At 38.2% G+C, this 22,780-nt stretch carries 17 protein-coding genes and 1 pseudogene; 2 read left to right on the plus strand and 16 right to left on the minus strand.

All coding sequences use genetic code 11. From position 1 onward, the window contains the following. Positions 1-39: 39 nt before the first annotated feature. From P3R27_RS09075 to P3R27_RS09135, 13 genes are all read right to left on the minus strand, one after another. Positions 40-756 carry a pseudouridine synthase gene (locus P3R27_RS09075; RefSeq protein ID WP_010735779.1) on the minus strand — a complete coding sequence of 239 codons (717 nt, stop codon included), beginning with the start codon at positions 754-756 and terminating at the stop codon, positions 40-42. Next, a complete protein-coding gene (gene scpB / locus P3R27_RS09080; protein WP_301356698.1) occupies positions 756-1,331 on the minus strand; it encodes an SMC-Scp complex subunit ScpB in 576 nt (191 codons plus the stop codon). The genes P3R27_RS09075 and scpB overlap by 1 nt, the downstream gene beginning before the upstream one ends. Beyond that, a complete protein-coding gene (locus tag P3R27_RS09085; RefSeq protein ID WP_271525564.1) occupies positions 1,315-2,085 on the minus strand; it encodes a segregation/condensation protein A in 771 nt (256 codons plus the stop codon). Before P3R27_RS09085 ends, scpB begins: the two co-directional genes overlap by 17 nt. Then, positions 2,082-2,450 (minus strand): GNAT family N-acetyltransferase, encoded by a 369-nt coding sequence (locus tag P3R27_RS09090; protein WP_034688034.1) that lies wholly within the window; start codon positions 2,448-2,450, stop codon positions 2,082-2,084. The genes P3R27_RS09085 and P3R27_RS09090 overlap by 4 nt, the downstream gene beginning before the upstream one ends. Positions 2,451-2,469: 19 nt before the next feature. Then, complete coding sequence (gene xerD / locus P3R27_RS09095) at positions 2,470-3,357, minus strand: site-specific tyrosine recombinase XerD (RefSeq protein ID WP_034688035.1); 888 nt, start codon at positions 3,355-3,357, stop codon at positions 2,470-2,472. Between the two features lie 96 nt (positions 3,358-3,453). Next, positions 3,454-3,927 carry a ferric iron uptake transcriptional regulator gene (gene fur, locus P3R27_RS09100; RefSeq protein ID WP_023519469.1) on the minus strand — a complete coding sequence of 158 codons (474 nt, stop codon included), beginning with the start codon at positions 3,925-3,927 and terminating at the stop codon, positions 3,454-3,456. A 104-nt stretch (positions 3,928-4,031) separates the two neighbouring features. Further along, a complete protein-coding gene (locus P3R27_RS09105) occupies positions 4,032-4,895 on the minus strand; it encodes a CvfB family protein (RefSeq protein WP_034688119.1) in 864 nt (287 codons plus the stop codon). Between the two features lie 280 nt (positions 4,896-5,175). Further along, positions 5,176-7,212 (minus strand): cell division site-positioning protein MapZ family protein, encoded by a 2,037-nt coding sequence (locus P3R27_RS09110; protein ID WP_301356700.1) that lies wholly within the window; start codon positions 7,210-7,212, stop codon positions 5,176-5,178. 290 nt (positions 7,213-7,502) lie between these two features. After that, the gene (gene rpoD / locus P3R27_RS09115; RefSeq protein ID WP_010735787.1) at positions 7,503-8,612 is read right to left on the minus strand and encodes an RNA polymerase sigma factor RpoD; all 1,110 of its coding nucleotides are present in this window, start codon (positions 8,610-8,612) and stop codon (positions 7,503-7,505) included. A 23-nt stretch (positions 8,613-8,635) separates the two neighbouring features. Continuing rightward, positions 8,636-10,477 (minus strand): DNA primase, encoded by a 1,842-nt coding sequence (gene dnaG / locus P3R27_RS09120; protein ID WP_301356701.1) that lies wholly within the window; start codon positions 10,475-10,477, stop codon positions 8,636-8,638. A gap of 168 nt (positions 10,478-10,645) precedes the next feature. Continuing rightward, a complete protein-coding gene (locus P3R27_RS09125; RefSeq protein ID WP_200868956.1) occupies positions 10,646-13,015 on the minus strand; it encodes a cation-translocating P-type ATPase in 2,370 nt (789 codons plus the stop codon). A 243-nt stretch (positions 13,016-13,258) separates the two neighbouring features. Then, positions 13,259-14,095, minus strand: coding sequence for a DUF368 domain-containing protein (locus tag P3R27_RS09130; RefSeq protein WP_404830926.1), 837 nt, complete (start codon positions 14,093-14,095; stop codon positions 13,259-13,261). 114 nt (positions 14,096-14,209) lie between these two features. Continuing rightward, entirely contained in the window at positions 14,210-14,839 is a 630-nt protein-coding gene (locus tag P3R27_RS09135) for a lysozyme family protein (protein WP_034688042.1), read from the minus strand. 209 nt (positions 14,840-15,048) lie between these two features. Here P3R27_RS09135 and P3R27_RS09140 point away from each other — a divergent pair, with 209 nt between their 5' ends. Both P3R27_RS09140 and mprF read left to right on the plus strand, forming a co-directional pair. Next, the gene (locus P3R27_RS09140) at positions 15,049-15,765 is read left to right on the plus strand and encodes an alpha/beta fold hydrolase (protein ID WP_034688044.1); all 717 of its coding nucleotides are present in this window, start codon (positions 15,049-15,051) and stop codon (positions 15,763-15,765) included. 23 nt (positions 15,766-15,788) lie between these two features. Beyond that, complete coding sequence (gene mprF, locus P3R27_RS09145; RefSeq protein ID WP_034688046.1) at positions 15,789-18,374, plus strand: bifunctional lysylphosphatidylglycerol flippase/synthetase MprF; 2,586 nt, start codon at positions 15,789-15,791, stop codon at positions 18,372-18,374. 73 nt (positions 18,375-18,447) lie between these two features. On the opposite strand, the pseudogene fic reads toward mprF, so the two are convergent. The 3 genes and pseudogenes from fic to P3R27_RS09160 form a co-directional block, all read right to left on the minus strand. Continuing rightward, positions 18,448-18,990, minus strand: a pseudogene (gene fic, locus P3R27_RS09150) (protein adenylyltransferase Fic). 327 nt (positions 18,991-19,317) lie between these two features. Then, positions 19,318-20,505, minus strand: coding sequence for an elongation factor Tu (gene tuf, locus P3R27_RS09155; RefSeq protein ID WP_034688048.1), 1,188 nt, complete (start codon positions 20,503-20,505; stop codon positions 19,318-19,320). Positions 20,506-20,822: 317 nt separating this feature from the next. After that, positions 20,823-22,706: a glycosyltransferase family 2 protein gene (locus P3R27_RS09160; protein WP_301390134.1), complete on the minus strand. Its 1,884-nt coding sequence runs from the start codon at positions 22,704-22,706 to the stop codon at positions 20,823-20,825. Positions 22,707-22,780: the final 74 nt, after the last annotated feature.

The raw sequence follows: 22,780 nt of genomic DNA on the forward strand, positions 1-22,780 counted from the left end.
AAAAAAGCAAGGTATTTAACCTTACAAAAAGTAAGTTATTTATTTTGATTGATTCAATAACTGACTGATTTCTTTTTTATTCAGCTCACGATACTCACCAGGACGTAAACCTTGCAAGGTCAATTCGCCATATTTTTCTCGTTTTAATTTTTGCACAGGTAACCCGACGGCTTGTAGCATGTTTTTTACTTGGTGGTTACGGCCTTCATGAATCGTTAATTCTACGATACTATGATTCGTATGAGGATCAACAGATAAAATTGCATACTTTGCAGGTGACGTTTTCTTACCTTCAATTTTGATGCCTTTTGTCAATGGATTCAGCGCTGACTTAGTGGCGATCCCTTTGACTTTGGCAACATATACTTTATCAACTTCATGCTTTGGATGCGTCAATCGTTGCGCAAAATCACCATCATTCGTCAATAAAAGTATGCCAGAAGTATCATAATCTAGTCGTCCAACTGGATAGATACGCTCTTTGACCATTGGTAATAGGTCTGTCACTACTTTCCGGCCCTTGTCATCTGCTACAGCAGAAATGACCCCTTTTGGCTTATAAAGTAAATAGTAGCCATATTCTTCTTGATAGATCGGCACTTGGTCGACTTCCACTGTGTCGTGTTTGCCAACTTTTACGCCAAGTTCTTTGACGACTTGACCATTTACTTTTACTCGACCAGCCAAAATATATTCTTCGGCTTTACGTCGAGAGGTAATTCCTGCGTGAGCAATTACTTTTTGTAATCTTTCCATTATATGTTTTCTCCTTCATGCACGCCATCAAAAAATAAATCAAGGGGTGCGTCTTCTTCCAGTGAACGTTCGATATCTTGAATATCGGGTAACTCATTTAGCGATCTCAGACCAAAATAATCTAAAAAATGACTTGTGGTCCCGTAAAGGATCGGGCGACCTGGTCCCTCAACTCGCCCTTTTTCTTCGATCAGTTGATGTGCAGTCAAGCGTTGGATCGCGCCAGAAACTTGAACACCACGAATCAACTCGATCTCACTTCTAGTGATCGGTTGTTTATATGCAATGATTGCTAGTGTTTCGATTGCCGCTTGTGACAAGGTATTCGACGTCCCTTGCGTGTATCTTTTGACGATCGGCGCTAACTCTTTTTTGGTAGTCAGCACGATTTGTTTTTCTGTTTCAAAAAGATGTAACGCTGTGTTGGCATTTGCTTCATAACTAGCTGCCAACTCTGCTACTAAAGCAGTCGTTTCCTCTCGTGTATAGGTCAGTAAGGTACTCAATTCTTCGATTGTCGTTCCTTCTTCTCCTACTATAAATAAGATTGCTTCAAGTTCACTTAATTTCGTCATGTTGTGTATCTCCTACTGCTGGATAAAGCATGATTGATTCATAATTTTTTTCTTGCTGAGCCACGATCTGTCCATTTTTCATCAATTCGAGAATCGCCAAAAATGTTGTGACGACTTCATTCCTGGACGGCGTTTCAAAAAAAGATTCGAACAAACAGCCATTTTTTTGAGAGACGATGCGCTGTTGGATAAATGTCATTCGTTCTTCGATTGTCGCATCATCAGGTGCGATCGTTTTTTCTTCCTTTTGGGCAAATTTCTTTCGTTCTAAAATTTTCTGCATGGCTTGAAATAAATCGATTTTTTTCACTTGTCCACGCTTCAATGGTTTTTCTTGCCCCAATAACTCATCGATTGCAGAAGGTTCTTTTGTGAAATACAAACTACGTTCTTCTGCCTTTTCAGTAAGTTTCTCTGCTGCATACTTGAATTTGCGGTATTCTAACAGCTGATTGACTAATTCGTCACGAGGATCTTCTTCCCAAAATTCTTCTTCGTCATTGCTCACTTCTTGGATAGGCAATAATGTCTTGCTTTTGATTGCCATCAGTGTTGCCGCCATGACGAGGTATTCTCCTGCCACAGCTAACTCAAGCGTCTTCATCGTATGGATATAGTTCATGTATTGTTCCGTGATAGTGGCAATCGGGATATCGTAAATATCGATCGCCATATCTTGGATCAGATGAAGGAGTAAATCTAATGGACCTTCAAAGACATCTAATTTGATATTGATTTCTGTCACATCATTCACTCTTCCTTATTTTCATTGATCCATCTACTTAAATAAGCTTCTGTGATATCCGTTGGATGGATCAACACATCGGGGTATTTTGCTTGCAATTCATTCAACATTTGAAACCCAATATTCTCCCCCCGGTAGGAAGGATTCAACGAAATATCGTGAATCGTCATCTGATCTTTAGCACTCCAATGCACACCAATGATTCCTTGGATATTTGTAGAATCTTCTGGTGTATAGAAAAAAAGTTCATAATCTTCAGCAGATTCATACGTATCGATCTCTTTTAGTAAACTTGATTCTGCATTTAACTTTTTATGAAAGCTCAATAGTCCCATCGCGATTTTTCGGTTTTCTTTTCGATAATGTGTTAACATTTTCTCACCATCCTATAAACTAAGCCCTTGGGAAATGCTGCTTGTAGACATCTGTCATTCTTTTTTTCGTGATATGTGTATAGATCTGTGTCGTTGAAATATCTGCATGACCTAATAGTTCTTGAACGGTACGTAAATCCGCCCCATTCTCTAGTAAATGTGTCGCAAAACTATGCCTCAATGTATGAGGGGTCACGTCTTTGTAGATCCCTGCTTCTCGAACAAGTTGTTTTAAATTTTTCCATATTCCTTGTCGAGAAAGACCTGAACCATGATGATTCAAAAAAACGTGAGTTTCAGATGGATTTTTGACTAGTAAAGGACGAACCTCATCCAAATAACGTTCTAACCATTGGATTGCATAATCGCCTAAAGGAATGATTCGTTCCTTATCTCCTTTACCTAAGGTTTGAACCAGTCCTAAAGACAGGTGCAAATCGCCTAACTTCAGTCCGACTAACTCACTCACACGCATCCCTGTTGCATACATGACTTCTAAAATAGCGCGATCTCTGATCCCTAAACTTTTCGATGTATCAGGTGCTTCGATCAGCCGTTCTACTTCCTTTAAAGACAACGTACTTGGCAACTTTTGGGCTTTCTTCGGGGTCTCGATGTGTTGCATTGGATCTTGTTCTGTATACCGTTCTTGTCGCAAAAATTGATGGAATTTTCTTAAACTTGTAATCATACGTGTAATCGTTGCAGAAGCCTTATTTTCCGCATGCAACGTTTCTAAGTATTGGATGACGACAAATCGATCAATTGTTTGCCAAGAGGTTATCTCGTGTTCTTTTAGATAGTGCAAGTATTGATTCAAGTCCCGTTCATAACTTTTTCGAGTATTAAACGATAATCCACGCTCGATACTTAAATAGCGAAGATATTCATTGATTTCTTCTTCCATCATTCTCACCTCATGCTTCTTTATCATATCAGATAGCCTTTGGTTTCGGTAGTCTATTTTTCAATAGACACTTCAAAGAAAAAGCCGTCTATCAATTCAGACGGTCTTTCTTTCTTTTTTCTTATTATAGCATTCTTGGCAAATACCATGAAAGGTCAAACGATGATCTTTGACAAAAAAGTGGTAACGCTGTTCGATCACTTGTTCAACTTCACTTAGCAGATCTTCTTCGACTTCCTCGATCGTTCCACAATCTAAGCACAGGAGATGATGATGAAAATGTTTGGCTCCTTCTTTTCGCAGATCATACCGAGCCACACCATCATTGAAGCTGACTTTGTCGATAACTTTTAGATCCGTTAGAATCTCCAACGTCCGATAAACGGTGGCCAAACCGATCTCTGAGTTTTTCTTTTTGACTAGAAAGAAAACTTCTTCTGCTGACAAGTGTTCTTTTTCGTTCTCTAAGAGGACGAGCAAGGTTGCTTCTCGTTGTGGGGTCAGTTTAAACCCAGATTCATGTAGCTGTTGTTTTGTTTTTTTCATTACTGACATTGTATTCATGCCCATTTTCTCAACCCCAACAATTTATAATGATTATAATTAAGATATCTAATCAACCGTTCTAGATTAAAATTATTATAAGCTAGACGAGAAAAACATGCAAGTCATTCTCAATTAGATTTTTTTGCCAATTTCGTCACGCCATCCTCTTGTTGGATCAATCCTTGTTTCAATAAATTACCAATTGCTCGCTTAAATGCCCCTTTACTGATCCCAAAGGCACGCATGATCTCATCTGGATCTGATTTGTCAGTGAATGCGATTTGTTGATCTGCCGAACGTTCTAAAATCGTTAAGATCATTTGTGCATCATCAGAAATCGCTTCGTGTGCACGTGGTTTCAAAGAGACATTCAACACACCATCAGGTCTAGTCCCAACTACGCGTCCTTCTAATTTTTCACCTAAACGTGGTTCGCGGTAACGTTCTGAAGGATGGATGAACCCAATATAAAAATCATCCGTCAGCAGATACGTGCCAGTCAGCTTCAAACGATAAGCAATTCCTGAGATGTTTTTATTTTTCAATTCTTCTGAACCATGCTTACTTAGTGATTTGAAGATTCTTTCTTCTGCTAGACTTCCCCAAATGCGATCTTTCGCGTCGACACGCAAAGCGATCATCAACTGATCCCCTTTTTTGGGCCACAACTCAGTCATTGTAGGTAGCTCATCCAGTGAAACAACAAAATCTTTATCCGGTAAACCAATATCAACAAAAACACCTAGATCTTTTCTTGAAGAAGTAACTGTTCCAAAAGCATAATGACCAATGCGACTCTTCGGGATCACCGTTGTAAAACGATTTTCTTGTTTTTGATTCTGATAACCAAACCCTTCGACTGCTTCACCGATCGTATGCTCTCCTTCCTCTTTGCTCAAACGGAAAGTTTGTCCATTTTTCTGGACAAAATAATTTTTTTCATTTTCGTCAATCACCATTGCGGTAAAGACATTTGCTAATAATTCGTTCATCTTTTTCTCCTTTTCTAAAAGGCCTTTGTATTCCAACATTTCTTTGCTATCATAACATAACGCCATGTTTATAGATAGAGATTCTCCATAAAAGCTTGAGCCGGCAGTGTTCGACTGAAATAGGCCATAAAACCCGAAAATATCCTCATATTTTTGGATTTTATGGCCTATTTTTGATGCTATGATGGAAAGAAAAATTGCTTCTGGACCATTGTTGTTTTGCTTTGTAGGAATAGCAAATCAGGCTGATAGAACTATACTCTAGCTAACTACCACTGATCTAGTTACTACCGTTTCCACCAAACCAACCAGTTTTACAATTGATTGTGACAATATAAAATGGTAGAGCACTTTCATCGATACCATTCATCAAAGATGATTTAGTGGAAGTCGCATAAAGGTTGTAGTATCCTTCACCATTTTCGATGCGAGCTTTCTCTAATCGATAGCCGCCCTCTACGATGTATCCTCGTGCAATACTTGTTGCGATCACACTTTCTTTAACTCCTGGTGCCCAATTCCAAGCAGGATTAGAAGCATCTGCGACATCACTAGCTCTTGTTTCCATGATTGGACGGTTTGCGGAGTTAGTCGCTGGCGTTGTTTGTGTCGACTCAGTTTGTTGAGCAGCTGCTTGTGCTTGTGCTTCAGCCTGCGCTTGCGCTTGTTTCGCTTCTTCGGCTTTCTTCGCTTCTTCAGCTTTCTTTGCTTCTTCGGCTTTCTTCGCTTCTTCTTTTTTCGTCAAAGCTTCATCGACTTTGTCCAATTCGGTCACAAGTACTTTGACTAATTCTGTATTTTTTACTTTCGCCACTTCTGCTTTTGCTGTGTCGTACTGCTCTTTCGTCGCTGAATCTTTTACTTGACCATCTGCATAGATCACAGCAGTTTTTTCTTTTGCTGTTTGAAGTTGTTGATACTGTTTGGTTGCTTCATTTGTCGCTTTGTCGATCAATTGACCAAATGCTGTATCATCTGTTTCAAAACTTTGGATTGCTTGGTCCGCTTTCAATTTGGGTTCTGCGATCAGTTGATCATCTGCAATAACTGGTGTAACAAACCATTCATTGACCCTTTGGATCTGTTTGATCTTTGATTGGATATCTTCAAAGGTTTTTTCCAGATCTGCATAACCTTTTTCAGCTTTGACCTCATTCAATGATGCCCTTAATTTTGACAAGTCTTGATTGATCATACTTGTACGAATGAACTGTTCATCATCATCTAAATAAAACGCAGCTAAATCTGATTGTAAATCAGTCATTTTCTCTTGTTTACGTTGGGTTTCAGCAGCGATTTCTGCTTGAACTTTTTGCTGATGATCATAATACATCCAACCACCTGCACCAAGTAAAAGCACTGCCGCACTCGTCAGGTATAATCCTTTTTTGGATTTCTTTGCTCCTCGATCATTTGGCAATTCTTCTTTTTTGATGGATGCATTGCTTGCTTCTTGTTCCTCAACCTTTGTCTGTTCCGGCTGTATTTCCACCAGTTCAGTTGTTTCAGGAGCTTCTTTTGTTTGCGGTGCATCTGTTGAATCAGCTTTCGTACTCTCAACCTCAGAACTTTCCTCTTCGATCGGTTCAGTCGGCTCTATAGGTTCTTCCGTAGAAACTGGGGCGGTTTCTTCTATATTTTTAGTTACGTCTACTTGTTCTTCTGTACTTGTTGAAGAATCTTCCACCACAGTATCTTCCATGATTGTTTCTTCCACTGGTGGCTCTTTTGTTGCATCCTCTTGAGATTTGTCCGGAGAAACTTGCTCAGTTGTATTTTCCGACAAGCGAATGGCGACTGAATCCTCACCCGTTGCTGCCGCCGTTTCGATCATTCGAAGCAGCTCTTTTGCGTGTTCTTCAGTCGTATCTTCACGATGTGCCTTGATGTAAGCAGCTAGAATGGAATTTTCTTCTTCATTGTTTACTGCTTCTTTTAATTCAGCTACTCGTTTTTTCTGCTGAGCTTTTTCTCTTTGCTCAGATGTAGCAGAGTGATCTTTATCTGTTTTTTCTTTGTCAAGATCGGTATTTTCTTTTTTATCTACTTGATCATCCTTTGACTCAGTGCTCGTTTCACTTGAGTCAAACAACTCCATGACAGACTCCAACGGTAGATCTTTTAGTTCTGACCACTCGATTGGATCATTCACGATACTGTCTGGATAAACTTCCTCAGCTGTTTCGTCTAACGATTGATTTTCATCTGTTTGGGGTAATTGTGTCAGTTCAACTTGTTGTGGTTCAAAGTCACATTCTGGACATTTTGATTGATCTTTGATTTTTTCTGATCCACATTTTGGACATTTTTTTATCACTTAGCGATCGGCTCCTTTACTAGGTTTTCGCTACCATTAAATCTACCATAATCTAATCCACACGCCAATAGGATATCCTAAGGATTTTATAAAAAAACAAATAAGTCCTTCAGTAAAAAATAAATAACGACCGTAACGAACTACTTTGTTTAAACAGCCCTTTGTTGAAAGCTAGTTGAATTGTTTGATAAAAAACAAACCCTCAATAGCTGGAGAGATCTCCTACTTTGAGGGTTTTCTATCATTCAAGAAAAATGATCTGTTTTATTGTTTAAAAAATTATTTCTTGATTATTCCAAGAAATCTTTCAATTGTTTTGAGCGTGATGGGTGGCGAAGTTTTCTTAATGCTTTTGCTTCGATTTGCCGAATACGTTCACGAGTCACGCCGAAGACTTTACCTACTTCTTCCAACGTACGTGTACGGCCATCATCTAAGCCAAAACGCAAACGTAAAACATTTTCTTCACGATCTGTCAAAGTATCTAAGACATCTTCTAATTGTTCTTTCAATAATTCATACGCTGCATGTTCCGCAGGACTAGTTGCTTCTTGGTCCTCTATAAAATCACCTAAATGTGAATCATCTTCTTCACCGATTGGTGTTTCTAATGAGACAGGTTCTTGAGCGATTTTTAAAATTTCGCGTACTTTTTCTGTAGGAAGATCCATTTCAGCACCGATTTCTTCAGGCGTTGGTTCTCTTCCTAAGTCTTGTAGTAATTGACGTTGGATACGGATCAATTTATTGATGGTTTCCACCATATGCACTGGAATACGAATCGTGCGGGCTTGGTCAGCAATCGCACGTGTGATCGCTTGACGGATCCACCAAGTTGCGTAGGTAGAAAATTTGAACCCTTTACGGTAGTCAAATTTTTCAACAGCTTTCATCAATCCCATATTTCCTTCTTGGATCAAATCTAAAAATTGCATCCCACGCCCCACATATCTTTTGGCAATACTTACAACTAAACGAAGGTTAGCTTCAGCTAAGCGTTGTTTCGCTTCTTGGTCACCTTCTTCGATCTTCAATGCTAATGCTACTTCTTCTTCTGCAGTTAAAAGGGAGACGCGGCCAATTTCTTTGAGGTACATCCGAACAGGATCATTGATTTTGACACCTGTCGGTGCAGAAAGATCTTCTGTTTTAGCTTGTTCTGCTTTTTTCTCAGCACTTTTCAGACTATGGATCGATGGTTCACCATTTTCGTCAACGACGCTGATACCTGCGTCCTCTACTTTTTGGATCAACTTATCCATTTCATCTGCATTTAAAGTGAATGGTGTCGCAAGTTTATTTGATAGATCATCATAAATCACTTGCCCTTTTGGTTTATTTTCTTTAATGAACGCTGCCACTGCTGCTTCATATTTTTTAACATCTGTTCCATTTGCCATAAAAGAAGGCCCCCTTTAAGTAGCTATTCGGCTTGTTTTAACTGTTTCGTTAAATTGATGATCTCAATCGTCAATTCCAATTCTAACTGTTTGTTCCCGGTACGTCGTGCTTCTTGCTGCATCTGTTTTTTTATTATGATTTCTTCAGCTAAGCCCGATTTACTGATCACTCTCAGTAAGTCTTGGATCTCACGTGGCGTACTTTCTTCAGCCATTCGCATGTATTCGATCTCGACCACTATCCGCCTTAAATTTTCATCTTGCAAAAAGTCTAAAAACTCCGCAAGTTTGAATTCTCCATTTTGAGATACAAACGCATCAAATAAAAAATAGATTTCTGCATAAGTATCGTGAATAAATTGAACGCCTTGTTCCTTGAGTAGATTACGCACGGCAAGCTCTTTGAACGCTCGATACAATAGCATTTGTTCTGCTTTTTCAACCTGAGATAGTGGGCGTTTTTGTCTGATCGTTCCGGATTTTACGGACACCTGCTCTGTCGTTGGTTGAACGAGTTCTTGCTTGGTTGGTTGATTCTTTCGGCGCAGATCACGTATTTGTTTTTGCATCGTTTCTCGACTCAGCTGAAATTCTGCTGATAACTGTGTTAGATACATGTCTTGTTCGATTGGCGAAACAACTTTACTCAATTCACTTAGTACCGCTTCAAGATATTCAATTTTATCTTTTTCATTTTCCAGATTTTTTTCTTGCTTCAAATAACGCGATTTAAAAGCAAAAATGGTTTCTCGTCCGTGTAAAACTAATTCTTGAAAAGCCTCTTCCCCATACTTTCTCAAGTACTCATCTGGATCGAGTTTTTCTGGGATCGCTACGACAGATAATTGCATTCGACTATTTTGACGCAGTAGTTCGATGCCTCGGTTCGTAGCTTCTACACCCGCACGGTCGCCATCATAACAAAATACTAATTCTTTTGTCAGTTTTTCCATCTGTTGGATCTGTTGAGTCGTCAGACTTGTTCCCATGGAGGCTAAACCAGTCTTGACACCCGCTTGCCATGCAGCGATAACATCCATAAATCCTTCGAATAGTAAGATTTCCCCCGACTTGCGGATCTCACTACGTGCTTTGTCTAAGTTGAATAAAACTTGTCTTTTGTTGAACAAATCTGTTTCAGGACTGTTCAAATATTTTGGTTGATCTTTTGTATCGTGTTCACCAGCCAAGTAACGACCAGAAAACCCGATCGTCCGACCTTGACCATTACGAAGAGGAAACATGATCCGTTGATAAAAACGATCCGACATCCGTCCATCATCATGTGTAACAAATAAGCCGGACTGCTTGAATACTTCCTCAGAATAGTCTTCGTTTTGGAACACTTGTTGTAAAAATGATCGCTCATTTGGCGAAAAACCGATCTTGAACTCTTCAATCAACTCGGTGGTCAGACCACGTTCGAGTAAATAATTTAACGCTGGCTCACCTACTTTTGTGTGCAACAACATGTGATGATAAACTTCTACTGCTTTTTCATGAGCCGCAATCAATTTACCAGTAGCTGAATCTCCGGTTTGAGTAGTCAGCGTTTGTTGTCGCCACTGATCTTCGAGTTGGATCTGTTCTAAATCAGCGACCTTGACCACTGCTTCTGGAAAAGACAGACCTTCCAATTCTTGAAGAAACGTAAAGACATTCCCACCTTTTCCACAACCAAAGCAATGGAAAATCTGCTTATCTTCCGCAACCGAGAATGAAGGAGTACGTTCTTCATGGAAAGGGCAGAGACCTAAATAATTCTTCCCAGATTTTTTCAACTGGACGTATTGCCCAATCACCTCAACGATATTCGCTTGATTACGAATCGTCTCAATGGTCTCTTGAGGGATCCTTTGAGCCATATTCTCACCCCCTGCATTAGTTGATATCTCATACTCATCGACAAGACATTTCAGGAGAATAACCGGTAAAAAATCGCACTAACGAAAATCAGTGCGATTTTAAAGGACACAATTATACATGTTTCATTGTACCATAATCCTATACTTTTTCAAGTGATAGATACTGGATTATATGACATTTTCTTCCACTTGAGTATGGGGAGTTTTATTTGCATTTACTTTATTCAATAATTTGTTTTGTATGCCTAATTTCCAATATCCTAAACGTAATAATACATTCAAAACCATAAAGCCAACAAAATATGGCCAAGTATTTCCTAACCCAAGATTGACTTCTAATATATGATGGAAAAGCATCGCAGCAACATAAATACCGACCACTGTGGTGACTACTAAGAAAATCCGTAATGGATTGAATGGCAAGCAGGCTTTGATCACTGCCAGACAGCTGATCCCAATCAATAAATAATACATCAATGTCGTTGTTTCACCAGATGTCCAACCTTGGCTATGACCGATCAGGTAGATCGCCACAGTATTGAAAGCAACAAGCAATGCATTAGGTAATGCACTAACTAGCGCAGTAGGCAGATAGCGATAATCGACTTTTCGTTTATCATTCTCAAATGATAAGAAGAAAGATGGATACCCTTCGATAGCAAGGTCGATCAACGTGATCTGGATCGGGATAAATGGGAATCCGATAGCCGTCACTGCACATAAAATCGATAAGATAAATGAATAGATTGTTTTAATAAAGAAAATACCTGAAACTTTCGTTACGTTATTCACGACTCGGCGTCCCTCAAACAATACTTCGGGCAATGTCGTAAAATCAGAATCTAACAAGACAAGATTAGCAATTTGTCGTGTTGCTCCGTCTCCTTCTGCCATCGCAATACTACAATCGGCTTCACGTAAAGCCAATACATCGTTTACCCCATCTCCAGTCATTGCAACTGTTCGTCCACTTGCTTTCAGTTCGTTGACTAAGAGTTTCTTTTGTTGCGGACTCACTCGCCCAAAAACTGTATATTGATGCGCAGCTTTTCTGACTTCTGCTTCTTCTGTCAAATCAGATAGATCAACATACGATTGATAGTTGGGCAAACCAGCACGTCGCGCAATATTTGACACCGTAAAAGGATTGTCTCCAGAAATCACTTTCAAGTCTACCCCTTCTTCGTGCAGATAAGCTAAGGTTTCTTGCGCGTTTTTACGGATAGGATCATCAATTTCAAACAAAGCAATCGGTTCAACCCCTTGAGGATTGCCTGAAGACAACGTTTGATTGGGAGCAAGTCCTAACATCAATACACGAAAACCATTGGCCTGGGCTTCCACTAAACTTTCCGGCAACTGATCGTCTGCCACTAAGCGTTCCGGAGCCCCAACATAGACTACACCTAGTTCAGGAAATTCCATTGCGCCCCATTTGCGGTCAGATGAAAAGGCTAATTTTTCTCCGACATCGTAGCGATTAGAAATCTCGAAATACTCTCTCAAAGCACGCATTGTGACATTATTATCGCTACTTTCAGCTAAATATGTTCCCATAATGGTTGGAATCATTTTTTCATAGGTTTTATTTAAGGGTTCGACTCGTTGGATGCTCATTTTTCCTTCGGTGATCGTCCCTGTTTTATCAAGACATAATGTATCTACATGTGCCAGTGTTTCGATAGAATACATATCTTGGACTAAGATTCGTTTCTTCGCTAGTTTAGTTACACCAGTCGTCAAAGCAATACTGATCAATAACACTAATCCTTTTGGTAACATTCCCAGTAAGGCCGCCGCAGAAGCAACGACTGATAATTGGATCGACGCATTTCGAATGAACAAAGCTTCTAAGAATAAAATGATCCCTAAAGGAATGATCACAAAACTGGTAAACTTAGACACTTTGCGGATCGATTCCACAAGTTCCGAATGAATGTCCTTGTGTGTTTTTGCTTCGTTGGTCAAGCGGACAGCATAATTATCTGCCCCAACACGGATAACTGTAGCAAAGACAGAGCCACTCGTAAGGTAACTACCTGAAAGTAATTCTGCTCCTGACTCTTTGACGATCAAATCAGATTCACCGGTCAGTAAAGCTTCATTTGCCTCTACCCGACCACTGATCACTTGCAAGTCTGAGGGAATCTGTTCACCCGCACCGATTTTTACAAGATCGCCTAAAACTAGTTCTTTCGTTGCGATCATCTGTTCTTTCCCATCACGAATGACGGTTACCTCAGCCTGTGAGACGATTGATAATCGGCGCACAAGATTACGCGCATGGATTTCCTGATAGATCCCCATAGTGATATTTACAAAAATAATGGCTAAGTAAGCCATGTTTGAATAAGCTCCAACTAGTAATAAACAGAGTCCTATTCCTAAGTTCAAAAAATTGAATAATGTTAAAATATTATCGCTGAAAATTTGTTTCGTACTTTTTGTAGCATCCTCTTGGTAATCATTCTGTTGACCAGAGGCACGTCTTTGACTCACTTCATTTTCTGTAAGTCCCTTTAATTCTTTCATTTCCATATCACGCCAACTTTCAAAAATAATCACTTCAATTAGTCTAGCTGTTTCTACGATTAAAAACAACTCGTTTTTTTTATTTTAAAAAAGATAGAAAAATCAAAAAACAGCGGATCTGTTTTCTATTTTTCTATCTCGCCATATACTTCACCTAGAAAAATCACAGAAGAGAATCGTTTCTTCCATCTATCAAGAACTTGGGTATTTGAATACAACGATCACGTTACTTTTCTTCTTGTGCTTCTTTTACTTATACTGCTCTTCTAAACGGCTCATCCACCAGCCTAGTGCAGCACCAGCAATGAATAACACTGGACATGCCAAGATACCTAAAATGCCAAGTCCACTATAATTTGTAGGAATGATCATGATCGTAGATGCAAAAACAATGCCTAGAATAAAATGGAATAATTTGCTATAAGCTTTGGAGAAAATAAAGTCCATTACCTTGGAAAGACCTAGTACACACACGATTCCGCCGATTGCAATAGGAACGATCACTTCTAAACTCACTTCTTTAAATCCATCAGCCATCGCTTTATACAGTCCCATGTAAACTAAAAAATTCGATGGACTTAGTCCGGGAACGATCATTCCGAGACCAATCAAACCTCCTGCCATCATCCAGGTATAGACATTTTGTTCTACTTGTCCATCAAATAAACGGGCACCATATAACAAGAAAAGATATCCTAAAATAAATGTCACAACCATAATAATGAGATCTGTATTGTTTCGGCCTTTTTTCCCTGACTCTTTCCATAAAGCGGGCACCGTTCCAGCAATACATCCCACAAAGAACCACAAAATCGTTGTTTCGTAGGCTCCCAGTAAAAAACTGACTAAAAAAGACAGCAAGAATACGCCAGTGACACCGCCTAAGCCGACTGGTAAAAAGAATAAGACGTTTTCTTTAAAGTTTCTAGTGATATGTGCTAAGAAAGAAATCAGCCGCTCATACATTCCAAATACTGCTGCTAAAGCTCCTCCGCTCACTCCCGGCAAGATAAATCCTGAGCCAATAAACATTCCTTTGAAAAATCTTAATCCCCAATCTTTCGTTGTATTCTCTCTTTTCTCCATTACTTTTTGATTTTCTTCCACTCGTCCAAGCACTCCTTCTTTCCATTCATTGTATTCATTATTGTATTCATTATTCGTCTTGCTTTGATTTGCAGTTGGTTCGATCCAACAGGCTTAAAAAATATTTTCATACCATTCAAGAAACTGTTGGTTCATCTTCACTACATCTGCATAAAACATATTACCACCATTATGGTATAAATACCCACCATTATACAATAATGACTGGATTCGCCAATAGCGATAGGTTTTTTTGTTGTCATTGCCTAAAAGCGGACTCAACACATCCCTAGAATACTCTTCGGCTAAACCGACCGTGTTCTTCCCGCCTCTTTCGTTGACGTAAGCAATATAGTCTTTACCAAAATTGTACGCTTGGATCGCTGTCGCCAGATCGCAACCTAATGCTTCCGCCTCAGCTATCATCTCTGAGAGGTATTTGACTCCTTGGTCAATACTTCCTTCTTGTGTCGTGATCGCCCCCATCTGTCCATAGGCACTTTCCGAACTTTGCATCAAATCGACACCATTTCCTCTTGATTCAGTAAGTATGATTGCCTTCACTAGATTCTCATGTTCTTGCATTTGATACTTTTTTAATGCTGACGAAATCTCTGGCTGATAATTTTCTACACGCTTGATCGATTGATATGTTCTACCGAATAGAAAAAGAATCGTTGCCAGAATCGTGAAGACAAATAGACTTACGATCATACGGAAGATTGATTTTCTTTTTTCCTTCATCCAAACCCACCTAGCTATTTGACATCTTTTTTTATCTTACTATTTCTTTTCATTCTTGGCTATTTTTTCTCTGTTTTTTCTTATTTAATTTAATAAAAAATGAATGTTTCATTTTCGCTTTCACCTTACGAAAATGATCGTTCGTTTTATAGAGTTTCGATTTATAAAATAGATAAAGAGCGTTATAATCCAAATAGTAGGTGATAAAGGTGAAAAGAGAAAAGAAATTTGCAAAAATGGCAGATGGTACTGACATCTATTATGAAAAAAGTGGACATGGATTTCCCCTCTTGCTACTTCATGGAAATGACGGGAGCGGTGATTTCTTTTCAGAACAAGTGCCCGTTTTAGAACAATACTTTACGATCTATCTCATCGATAGTCGTGGGCATGGACAATCGACAAATCAAGCAGGAACATTGAATTTTCGTTTGATGGCAGATGATTTATTGACAATCATGCTACTGGAACAAATCTCACAAGCGAATATCTTGGGATTTAGTGATGGAGCCAATCTTGCCTTAGTTTTTTCAAGTAATTATCCAGATAGGGTCAATCGCTTGATTTTAAATTCGGGTAATACACGGTTGAATGGTGTTCTCTGGTCCTCACGACTACTCAGTGCTTTTCACTATTTCTTTGTTTGGTTGCGCGCACTGTTCCAGCCACATTTACGTCAGCATTTATTGGTCATCGATTTATTGCTTCATGATATTGGTCTCACGACAGAACATTTAGAAAAAATCAATTGCCCAACACTGATCATCGTCGGTAAAAAAGATGTCATCAAACTGAAACATTCGCTTTATTTAGCGAAAACGATTCCTAATGCTTCATTTGTTCTTGTCACAGGACAAGGACACCAATTAGCCCGCCAAAACCCAGAACGCTTCAATCAAGAAGTTTTAGACTTCTTGACAAAATAAATTTGAAAATAGTAGGTGATTTTTTGTTCAAGCCAATCATTCAGTGGTTCAAAAGCCACTTGAGACTTATCAAAACGATTTTTTTGATTTCCGTATTAGTGATTATTATTCGTGAATTGATGACAATCAGTACTTTGTTATCTGCGGACCAATTAGCTCAAACATTTTCGACGATCCCACTTTGGAAAATTGGTGTCATGTTTTTGATTGGGTTGATTTCCATTCTACCCATGATCGGATATGATTTGATTTTCAACAAGTTACTAAATCAAAAACAAAAGCCATTGTATTTATTTGAAACAAGTTGGATGATCAATACCATTAATAACATTGCTGGATTTGGTGGCTTTGTCAGTATCGGTTTACGATCCGAACTCTACGGTCAAAAAAAAGATGGCAAACAAGTCATGCAAGCTTTATCTAAAGTATTTTTATTTTTGATGGCGGGTTTATCTCTGTATAGTTTATTATCGTTTTTTATGGTCTTCTTTACCCCCGTCGCTCCGTTTCTTAAACAGTATTGGATTTGGTTGATTGCCGGTGGTTTGTATTTCCCCATCGTTTTTATTTTTACCACGATCAAAAAAGAAGGCTATGTTGGTGGTCTTTCAATTAAATCCCAAGGTCAATTGTTACTCGTTTCCTTATTGGAATGGACGGGTGTCTTAGGAACCTTTCTTGCAGTCGGTTATTTGATGGAGATCCCCATCGATCTATGGCAGACAATCCCTCTATTTATCGCTGCTTCAGTTATCGGGATCATCTCGATGATCCCAGGAGAAATCGGTAGTTTTGATGTGATGATGATCTTTGGTTTATCAGCTCTAGGTATCCCCAAAGAAACCGTTGTGATCTGGATCTTGCTTTATCGGATCTTCTATTACTTTATTCCATTTTTCATTGGATTAGTTTTCTTCTTTAAAAATGTCGGTGTATCGATCGACCAACGATACTCTGGTATTCCAAAGCAATTAGCGACCCAGATTGCCCGGAAGATCCTGGTGATCTTAATGTATTTTTCTGGCATCATGTTGGTTCTTTCAGCAACGATCCCGCAAGCATTTACTGAGTTTCGTTGGTTGCATCATATCAATCCTATAAAGATGCATTTTATTATGCAATTTCCAAGCATATTGTTAGGCTTCTTGTTTGTTATTATGGGACGAGGCATCGCAGCCAGAGTCAAGCGTGTCTACTGGCCAACCATTTTTTTGATCCTTATTTCATTAATTTATGTTGGGCTGAATGATCTAAGCACTACTGGCATTATTTTCTTACTGTTGCTATTAGGTATCGTGATCGCTTCACGTAATGAATTGTTCAGAGATCAATTTATCTACTCTTGGGAATGGTTGACGATCGATGGGTTGATCATAGGTGCATTGACCGTTTTATATATCGTGATCGGTGTTTATAATATGCCCACTTTTCCACATCGTAATCATCGGTTTATTTCATTTTTTCTATTTCCATCAGAAAAAATTTGGTTGTCTGGTTTTCTAGCAATTTTAGCAGTAGCCTTTATCATGATTTTATTTGTCCACTATCTCCAAGGTAAAAAAACACAAGTTGGACAAGAGTTAGATGAAGCGGTCGCTACTACGATTTTAGAAACTTACGGCGGTAATTCAGATAGTCAACTGATATTTTTGAAAGATAAACGGATGTTTACCTATGAAAAAGACGGGGAAGCAACCGTCTTGTTACAATTTGCTAGTTATAACAATAAATGTGTAGTGATGGGCGATCCCTCAGGCAAAAAAGAAGATTTTCCAGAAGCGATCGAAGCGTTTATCGCAGAAACAGATCGCTTATGCTACTTGCCAGTCTTTTATGAAACGAGCGAAGAACTGGTTATGATCCTTCATGAATTTGGCTATGACTTTATCAAAATGGGAGAAGAAGGCCATGTTTCATTAGTCGACTTCACGACTTCTGGGAAAAAAATGAAAGGTACACGTGCAATATTAAACCGCATTGAACGAGAAGGATTCACGTTTGAGGTACTTCAGCCCCCATTTTCATCCCAACAAATGGCTGAGCTTAAAAAAATTTCTGATCGTTGGTTAGGTAGTCGCAAAGAAAAAGGCTTCTCATTAGGTTTCTTCTCAGAAGATTATTTGCAGCGAGCACCGATTGCAGTCGTCAAAAACGAACAGGATGAACTGGTCGCTTTTGCTTCGATCATGCCGACTTATACGAATGATAAGATCGGAACGATTGATTTGATGCGCTATGATCCAGAGACTGCCCCTTCTGGCAGCATGGACTATTTGTTCATCCACCTCTTTGAATATATGAAGGAGGAAAAGATCCAATGGTTCAATTTAGGTATGGCTCCCCTGTCTAATGTCGGGACTTCAAGGAAAAGTTTCATTCAAGAACGAATTGCTTATTTAGTCTATGAGTTTGGCTCTCATTTCTATTCTTTTCAAGGATTGAGAGAATATAAAGATAAATACGCCACCAACTGGAAATCTCGCTATACACTCTATTCAAGAGATAGCTGGATTGCTTACGTAATGATCACGTTATTGATCATCGATAATGCGCCCGTTGATCAACATTCTAAACCTTTGAATGGCTTAAAAAAATGGTTCCGTAAATAAAAAAAACGCCTGATTTTGCTGTTTCAGTCAAAATCAGGCGTACTTTGTTTATTCATAAACATTTTTTCTTCTGTTATAGGTCATCAATGATATATTCAGAATAACCTTCATAAAAATAACTCACATCGATTCCCTTCATATAAAGTTCACAATCGGAAATCTTATCAGTCAACGTGTTAGATATCAAATAGCTGATTTCTAAGTCATTGATCGGCCTTCGTTCCATTGCAGATAAATAATCAGACTTATCAATCAAATTCCAGTCAATCACTTTCTATATCTCTGATTTCAAAACAAAATCTAACCAAATTCTAGTACTTCTCCCGTTACCTTCACGAAAAGGATGCGCGATATTCATCTCTACATATTTTTTGATGATTTCATCAAAAGTAGACTGTGGTATTTGGTCAATATGTTTTAGAGAAAAGGCCAAACATATCACCAGCACAAAACGAAAATTTCCCTTTGCAATATTTACCGAGCGGATTTCGCCAGCAAAATCATAGATTTCAGAAAATAAATAGTCATGGATTTCGCATAACCCCTTAAATGTTCCAAATTCTAGTTCAACTATTCTTCCAGAATCATATAAATTCTTTGCTTTTTGCTTGCTTATTTTCTAAAATCATTAGATGCTCCCTTTTAACTTTTTATCATGATTTTTACAAACACAGATAAGTTTATGATAACAAATTTATGGTCATGCTAAAAATAAGAAAAATCTATGCAAATAAGCAGCTATGATACTAGTCGTCTTATGCCCACTAGAATTGCACAAACATTATTCGAAGATGTCCCCTTCAAAAAAATAAGCGAGAAACCCAAAAATTTTTCGAGTTTTCCCGCTTATTTATTGATGCTTGATACTTTTCGTTACAATCGTTGGACAAGATATTCGAGTAAACACCTTATCTTCAGTATTTTTATTTTTTTATAAAAATACTTACGCTTCGATCTCTGTTACCATTCCTGAGCCAACAGTTCGACCACCTTCACGAATGGAGAAAGTCGTTCCTTGTTCGATCGCCACTGGATGGATCAACTCTACTTCGATCGTTACGTTGTCTCCAGGCATAACCATTTCTGTTCCTTCCGGCAACACAATCGTCCCTGTTACATCTGTTGTGCGGAAATAAAATTGTGGACGATAATTATTGAAAAACGGTGTATGACGTCCACCTTCTTCTTTTGTCAATACATAGACTTCCGCTTTGAATTTTGTATGTGGTGTGATTGAACCAGGTTTCGCAATTACTTGTCCACGTTCTATATCTTCTCTTTGGATACCCCGTAATAAGATTCCTACGTTATCTCCTGCTTCACCATAATCTAACGTTTTACGGAACATCTCTACCCCTGTCACAACCGCTTTTTTCGTTTCAGGTTTGATTCCGATGATCTCGATTTCATCACCGACACGAACAGCTCCACGGTCGATCCGACCAGATGCTACGGTTCCGCGACCAGTGATTGAGAAAACATCTTCAACTGGTAAAAGCAATGGTTTGTCGGTATCACGTTCTGGTGTTGGGATATAGTCATCCACTGTTTCCATCAATTCATTGATCGCAGCTTCTGCTTCAGGGTCACCTTGCAATGCTTTCAATGCAGAGCCTTTAATGACAGGTGTGTCATCTCCTGGGAAACCATATTCACTCAATAATTCACGAACTTCCATTTCTACAAGATCGATTAATTCTTCATCATCGACCAAATCAACTTTATTCAAAAATACAATCAAATATTTTACGCCAACTTGACGTGACAAAAGGATATGCTCGCGAGTTTGAGGCATTGGTCCGTCTGTCGCAGAAACAACTAAGATCGCACCATCCATTTGAGCAGCACCTGTGATCATGTTCTTCACATAATCCGCATGTCCTGGTGCATCGATATGCGCATAGTGACGTTTATCCGTTTCATATTCTACGTGTGCTGTGTTGATAGTGATCCCACGTTCACGTTCTTCTGGAGCTGCATCAATGCTTGCATAATCTTGAGGATTTGCTAAGCCTTTTTTCCCTAATACTGTCGTGATTGCAGCAGTCAATGTGGTCTTCCCATGATCGACGTGGCCAATGGTACCGATGTTTACATGTGGTTTACTTCTATCAAAATGTGCTTTTGCCATAATTAACAAACCTCCTAAATAGTCTTATGCACTGAATGATTTCAGCTCATAGTTCATAGCTGGTTGTTTCAAAGCGAACGCAAAAAAACCAACCAAACTTACTTTTTGTAAGTTATGAACAAAATCTATTATACGTCAAAGATGGTCAAAGTCAATCAAAGTGTTTCGATAAACTATTTCACTAAAAAAAGCGAGTGGACCATTAGACCTCGGGCATATTCCAAAACCAAATATATAGCGGGAACAGAAGTAACATCTGTTATCTCGCTAATTTTATTATTATCAGCGTTTGTTTTCCTTTAGTAACGGTCATACTCTCAAAATTGTAAAGTATCAATTTCCATATCGAACTCTAATTGTTTTGCTGCATTCAACTGATCACTGTAGTAACTTGCAAATTCTTCTGCAGAAGATTGTGTTAAATTATTAAATGAAAAAGTCACATATCTCTCATGATTTTCCTTACATATCGAATTGATTCTAAGTCCAGTTTTCTCATCCATAAACAAATAAGCTTTCCCAGGTATAAAAGTATGATTAACTAATTTTTGGGAACGAAGTCTAAATCCGTTATAACTCATTTGATACATCTCAAATGATTGGGATAGATAACTTAGTTTTCTCTTTGTTACAATGCTCAATGCTTCACTATCGCTTTCAATTTTTCGATTTTTACCAACTAAAATCGCATAGAATAACCCATAAAGGTTATAAAATGACCATAGAAGTGTCACAATATAGCCTGTTTCATACCCTTCACCTAGATAAAGCCGGTACAATGCAACAATAGAGGCGAAAGCGATCCAACCAAATAATAACATGTGGGGAAAAACTGTTCGCCAATCAAAAGACTGACTGTCAACAAGTTCCTTTTTTGTCACTTTGAATTTTTTTTCTGAATGAAAGAACTCTTTAATCAATGCTCTAGTATGAATCGGCGCGACGAAACAATCATAGATATGAGAAGTAGTAAGATTCCTAATTTTAGGAACGTACAACCGAAACGAAAGAGAAATCATGACAAACAGTGGTAAAAAGAATAATAATAACTGATTGTTGTTGCTTCGAACAATAAATATATCAAAGACCATAAAAAGAGTAGGTGCTAATAAAAAAATGATTTTTTGAAATGAAGTAAACCAGTACAAATAAGAATTATAGTAACACAATTTTTGCATACGAGATAACCCTTTAAATTTACGTGGTTTAAAATGGTCAAATATTTGTTTTGTTCCTTGCGCCCAGCGTGTCCTTTGAGAGGACAACTCTCGAGCTGTATATGGCGTAATTCCCATAGCATAAGCTTTATTTATGAAAATCGTTTCATAACCAGCATTTTGCAATAACATCCCTGTTGCCATATCTTCAGTGATGCTTTTTGTTGGAACGCCACCTATCTCCTCTAAAGCACTGCGTCGAATGATAGCGTTGGTCCCGATATGGATCAATGCATTTTCACGTGAAAGGGCTGGTTCTAAAAAGCGCATAAATAATTCCTGCTCATTGTAAAATGATTTTCTCAATAATTGAAAAGGATCTTTATTATAAAAAGTTTGAGGATATTGAATTAACGCAACTTTTGGATTTCTAAAATAATCGATAGCCTCATAAATGATATTTTTTTTAACGATGAAATCAGCATCTAAAAGCAAAATCAAGTCGCTACTTGTTTTTGAAAGTGCATAGTTGATATTTCCTGCCTTTGCATTCTCATTCCCTTCTCTTGTCAGATAACCAATATGGTATTTTTCTGCAAGTTCTTTCAATTCCTCACGATGACCATCATCACAAATATATATTTTCTTATTTGGATAACGTAACGCTTTAACAGCTAAAGCAGTCGCAATCACTAATTTATTATCTTCGTTATACGTACAAATAAACGCTGCTATACTTGGTTGAAATGGCTCTTGATCGTAATGAACTATCATAGACTCTTTCGATAACTTATTAGAAAATAAGTAAATAAAAAAACCATACACAAATAAACCAATAAATTCCGCCACATATAAAATAAGACCGAAACTTAATGATATCACTTCATCATTTGGTATCGTGTAGAAAAGTCGCCAGATCAAGTATACAATTAAGAATGCTAACGTTAATTTTGAAAATAATGATTTTATCTTATTGTTTCTTTTTGCTAAAGCATAAAACCCAAAAATTATGCCAAACAAACCAACTAAATAATACAGTTCCATTTTTATACCACCTTTCATAATATTATGATCTATTATATAATGTGCTTTTTTTTAATCAAAGCAACTAGCTTTCC

The organism is Enterococcus spodopteracolus, from assembly GCF_030441955.1.
Taxonomy (GTDB): Bacteria; Bacillota; Bacilli; order Lactobacillales; family Enterococcaceae; genus Enterococcus_B; species Enterococcus_B spodopteracolus.